This is a genomic window from Aeromicrobium sp., assembly GCF_049587115.1.
GTDB lineage: Bacteria > Actinomycetota > Actinomycetes > Propionibacteriales > Nocardioidaceae > Aeromicrobium.
Map to the genome: position 1 here is coordinate 1 of NZ_JBAVDI010000080.1, position 4,311 is coordinate 4,311.

The 4,311-nt window shown below is 67.8% G+C and carries 5 protein-coding genes, 1 tRNA gene and 1 pseudogene; 3 read left to right on the forward strand and 4 right to left on the reverse strand.

The genetic code is table 11. The features are described from left to right. Positions 1-215, forward strand: a pseudogene (locus WB461_RS08405) (pyridoxal kinase); the annotation flags it as partial. A gap of 46 nt (positions 216-261) precedes the next feature. On the opposite strand, the gene WB461_RS08410 reads toward WB461_RS08405, so the two are convergent. The 3 genes from WB461_RS08410 to WB461_RS08420 all read right to left on the reverse strand — a co-directional run bounded on the left by WB461_RS08410 (position 262) and on the right by WB461_RS08420 (position 1,887). Continuing rightward, complete coding sequence (locus WB461_RS08410) at positions 262-1,014, reverse strand: sulfotransferase family protein (protein ID WP_423852281.1); 753 nt, start codon at positions 1,012-1,014, stop codon at positions 262-264. Between the two features lie 16 nt (positions 1,015-1,030). Further along, positions 1,031-1,104, reverse strand: a tRNA-Thr gene (locus WB461_RS08415). Between the two features lie 48 nt (positions 1,105-1,152). Next, positions 1,153-1,887, reverse strand: a complete 735-nt coding sequence (locus WB461_RS08420) for an SDR family NAD(P)-dependent oxidoreductase (RefSeq protein ID WP_423852282.1) — start codon at positions 1,885-1,887, stop codon at positions 1,153-1,155. Positions 1,888-1,991: 104 nt separating this feature from the next. Between WB461_RS08420 and soxR the strand changes: the two genes are divergently transcribed. Then, a complete protein-coding gene (soxR, locus tag WB461_RS08425) occupies positions 1,992-2,423 on the forward strand; it encodes a redox-sensitive transcriptional activator SoxR (RefSeq protein WP_423852283.1) in 432 nt (143 codons plus the stop codon). Positions 2,424-2,433: 10 nt separating this feature from the next. After that, positions 2,434-3,645, forward strand: coding sequence for a DUF4032 domain-containing protein (locus WB461_RS08430; protein ID WP_423852284.1), 1,212 nt, complete (start codon positions 2,434-2,436; stop codon positions 3,643-3,645). A 7-nt stretch (positions 3,646-3,652) separates the two neighbouring features. On the opposite strand, the gene WB461_RS08435 is transcribed toward WB461_RS08430, so the two are convergent. After that, positions 3,653-4,311, reverse strand: a 659-nt coding sequence (locus WB461_RS08435) for a TetR/AcrR family transcriptional regulator (RefSeq protein WP_423852285.1), incomplete at its 5' end; no start/stop codon positions are given.

The window sequence follows — 4,311 nt, forward strand, 5'->3', positions numbered from 1 at the left end:
ACCCCAACGGCTGCGGGGACGTGACCGCGGCGCTGTACCTGGCCCACCTGCTCACCACGCGATCACCGGCCGAGGCACTCGGCGCGACGACATCCTCGGTCTTCGCGATGCTCGAGATGACGCTCGCCGCCGGCACCCGGGAGATCCAGCTCGTCGCCGCCCAGGAGGCGATCGCGGACCCACCCACGACGTTCGAGGTCCGACAGCTGCGCTAGCTGTCGGAGCCTCGAGGTCCTGGCGAACCCGGACGCACGGCGTCGGTCACACCGCCAGCTTCAGCAGGTGCTTCCAGAGACCGGGGCTGACGTTGGCGTCGACGAACTCCTGGGCTTGCGGCGACAAGGTGCGCTCCTTGCCGGCGATCCGGTCCTGGTACAGCTCGTGCGCGGCAGCGAAAGCGGCGGCGATCTCGGGGGCGAAGTCGAGGCCGAGCCAGTCCAGTGCCCGGCGGAGGCTCCCCGCCTCGCCGTCACCGAAGAACGAGGTGTACTCCACGACCAGGGCCTGCTCCGGACGCTGCCGCACAGCGCGCCGGATCCGCGTGTTGTTGACGTTCCAGACCTTGATCGCCCGCTCGCTGTTGAGCCGCTCCGGCCAGTTGAGGTCGGACGCCCGGTTGGCGCGGGCGTCCCACGAGGCGGCGACGTCCTCGGGGGCCCTCACGATGCAGACGAACCTGGCATCGGGCAGCTGGCTCCACAGCTGGTCCATCCGCACCTTGGTCATCTTGTCGCCGACGTAGCGGGCGGTGTCCCACTTGGCCTCTTGTCGCTCGTAGAGCCGGGCCCAGCGTGGGTCGACGTCCGGGCGGATGTTGGTGAGCTCGTCGGAGAAGTCGAAGAACCGCTCGCGCTGGAACAGCTCGGGTGACATCTCGTCGATCCGTGGACCCCACAGTCCCTTGAACCGCTCCATCCCCATCACGATCTCGGGATGCTCGGCGAAGACGTCGGCCAACGCCGTGGTGCCGGACCTTCCGACGCCCAGCAGGAACAGCGGGGTCCGGGTCGGCATGGCGGCGATCCTAGCGAGCCGCGTGTCGGAGTCGAACCGACGACCTTTCGCTTACAAGGCGAGTGCTCTGACCAGCTGAGCTAACGCGGCGGGGTGCCCGTAATGCTAGGGGCGCCTCTGCCGTCGCGGTGAGCGGGCTCAGCCCATGCCGCCGTCGAAGGCAAAGATCGAGCCAGTGATCATCCGTGCGCTGGGCGAGGCGAGATACACGATCGCGGAACCGATCTCGGCCGGCGTGATCGCCTTGCCGGGCAGCATCATCATCAGCCGGTCCATCACCCGGTCATCGAGGTCGTCGGGGAAGATGCTCGCAACGTGCGACACGATCGGAGTGTCCACGGTGCCGGGGCAGACGGCGTTGACCCGGATGCGATCGGGAGACAGCTCGAGAGCCAGCGACTTGGTGAGCTGGGTCAGTCCTCCCTTGGCTGCCGAGTACGCCGCCGCGTAGGCCTGAGGCACCCGGCCGGCCACCGACGAGACGTTGACGATGTTGCCGTCGCACGCCTTCAGGTAGGGCATCGCTGCCTGCATCATCATGAACGGACCCTTGAGGTCCACCGCGTGCACCCGGTCCCACTCGGCATCGTCGATCTGCTCGAAACGGCCGAACTGCACGATGCCTGCCACGTTGGCCAGCACGTCGATACGCCCGTGCTCTGCGCACACCTCGACTGCCGCATCGACCGACGTGCGGTCGCCCACGTTGCACTCCACGAAGGTGACTCCATCAGGCACGGTCGGCGAGATGTCGAGGCCGTAGACGATCGCGCCTTCGTCACGGAACAGCTCGGCGGTGGCGTACCCGATGCCGGAGGCGGCGCCGGTGATGACCACGACACGGGGAGACTGAGGAGCTGAGGTCTGCGACATGCAGGAAAGGTACCGCAAGAACTAGAACCTGTTCTATCCCGTTGGCTCCCCCCTCGCGCCGCTATTTACTTGAAGTTCACTTGAAGTCGAGACATGGTGTCAGTGTGGAGTCGTTGACGATAGGACAGCTGGCCCGACGCTCGGGGGTGGCCACCAGCGCGATCCGCTTCTACGAGTCGAAGGGCCTGGTCGACTCCGAGCGGACCTCGGGCAACCAGCGTCGCTACCCGAAGGCGACACTGCGCCGGATTGCGTTCATCCGGACCGCGCAGCGGGTGGGCCTGAGCCTCGAGGAGATCGGTGCAGCGCTGTCCACCCTGCCGGATAAGCGGGCGCCCACCAAGGCCGACTGGCATCGGCTGAGCACCACCTGGCGGCCTCGGCTCGACGAGCAGATCCGCCGCATCGAGCTGCTGCGCGAGCGACTCGACGGCTGCATCGGCTGCGGGTGCCTGAGCCTGCGCAGCTGCACATTGGTGAACCCCGGCGACCAGCTGGCCGCCGACGGACCGGGGGCCGTCCGCCTGGAGCCGTAACATGCCGTAGGTGGCGCTCCACATCGTCGCCAGCCGCCCCGATCCGGCATTGCTCAACCTGCCGTGGTCGACGCCGCTGGAGGACTGGACCGAACATGTCGTCCCGCTCCCCCGCGGGCTGTCGCGCCACGTCGTCCGGATCATCCGGTTGGGCGATCGCACCTACGCAGCCAAGGAGACCGTCGAGGAGATCGCCTTCAAGGAGTACCGGCTGCTGCGCGACCTGCAGCGGCTCGGGCTGCCGGCCGTGGTTCCGATGGGCGTGGTGACTGGGCGCACCGACCCCTCCGGTGAGCAGCTCCCCAGTGCACTGCTGACCGAGCACCTACGGTTCTCCCTGCCCTACCGAAGCCTCTTTGCGCACGGGCTGTCGGCTGACAACGTGCCGTCGCTGATCGATGCGCTGGTCGTCCTGCTGGTCCGGCTGCACCTCACCGACTTCTACTGGGGCGACGTGTCGCTGTCCAACGTGCTGTTCCGGCGCAACGCCGGCGGCTTCGCGGCGTACCTCGTCGACGCTGAGACCGGCGAGCTGAAGTCGTCGCTGTCCCGGCAGATGCGCGAGTACGACCTGACCGTGGCGCGGGAGAACGTGTTCGCCGAGCTGCTCGACCTTCAGGCCAGTGACGCCCTCGACGACAACCTGGAGGCCCATGGCATCGTCGATCTGCTCGAGGAGCGCTATCACGCCCTGTGGGACGAGCTGACCGTCGAGGAGGAGTTCGACGCCGACGAGATGTGGCGGATCGAACGGCGGATCGAACGGCTCAACGACCTCGGCTTCGACGTCGACGAGCTCGACATCGTGACCGACTTCGACGGCGACAAGGTCCGCATCCAGCCCAAGGTGGTCGAGCTCGGACACCACCGCAGGGACCTGCAGGCCCTGACCGGGCTGAACGTCGAGGACGCCCAGGCTCGACGGCTGCTGAACGACCTCGCCGCCTTCACGGCTCATCACGATCTCGGCCGCGAGGACCGCACGCTGGTCGCCAACCGGTGGCTGACCGAGGTCTACGACCCGATCGTGCGTCTGGTGCCGGTCGAGGCTCGCGGCAAGCTGGAGCCGGCCGAGCTCTTCCACGAGATCCTCGAGCACCGGTGGTACTTGTCGGAGCAGGCTGGCGCCGAGGTCGACATCTTCGAGACCGCTCGCGACTACGTCGACCACGTGCTGCCGCAACGCCCCGACGAGGCCGTTACTGCTGCATCCGCGGAGTGACCGCCGATCACAGGTCGACGGGCACCAGGGGAGCGCACAGCATCGCGGTGGCCATGGTCACCAGGTTGACCACGAACCGCTCGTTGGACAGCGGAGACTCTCGTGCGCCCGGTCCCGTGGACTTGGCGCGCACACGTCGCGCCACCGAGCCGATCACGAAGGACGTCATCAGGGCGATGCGCTCGGTGCGCAGTTCCTCGTCCATCGCAGGGAGGCGCTCGCCCAGCAGCTCGTAGACCTCGTAGCCCCCCGTATGTGCCAGCATGGCCTCGACGTCCGCACTGCGGGTGGCGGGATCTTGCTCGATCAGCTCGCCAACGATCTCGACGTAGTTGCGGCCGCTGTCACCGCCCTCCGCCAGCTCCACGCAGGGGCGGACGACCGCCTCGACCACCGACGCCACGTCGTCGTCGGAACGGGTTCGAGCGGCCGCGAGCAGCTCGCCCTCGCGCCGGGCCAGGAAGTCCGCATGCTGCTCCAGCACCGCCGCGAGCAGCTGGTCGCGGCCACCGAAGTGGTAGTGGACCGCACCGCGGTTGCGTTGCCCCGCCTGCCTGGTCACCTCCACCAGGGAAGCCCCAAGAATGCCGTGCTCGGCGAAGGCGTGGTTGGCCGCCTCCACCAGGCGATCCCTTGTCGACTCGACCATAGGCGAACCATAGGGCC

Excerpts from the sequence above, each read along its gene's own strand:
- WB461_RS08410 (WP_423852281.1), bottom strand. The coding sequence starts at position 1,014 with ATGCCGACCCGGACCCCGCTGTTCCTGCTGGGCGTCGGAAGGTCCGGC.
- WB461_RS08420 (WP_423852282.1), bottom strand. The coding sequence starts at position 1,887 with ATGTCGCAGACCTCAGCTCCTCAGTCTCCCCGTGTCGTGGTCATCACC.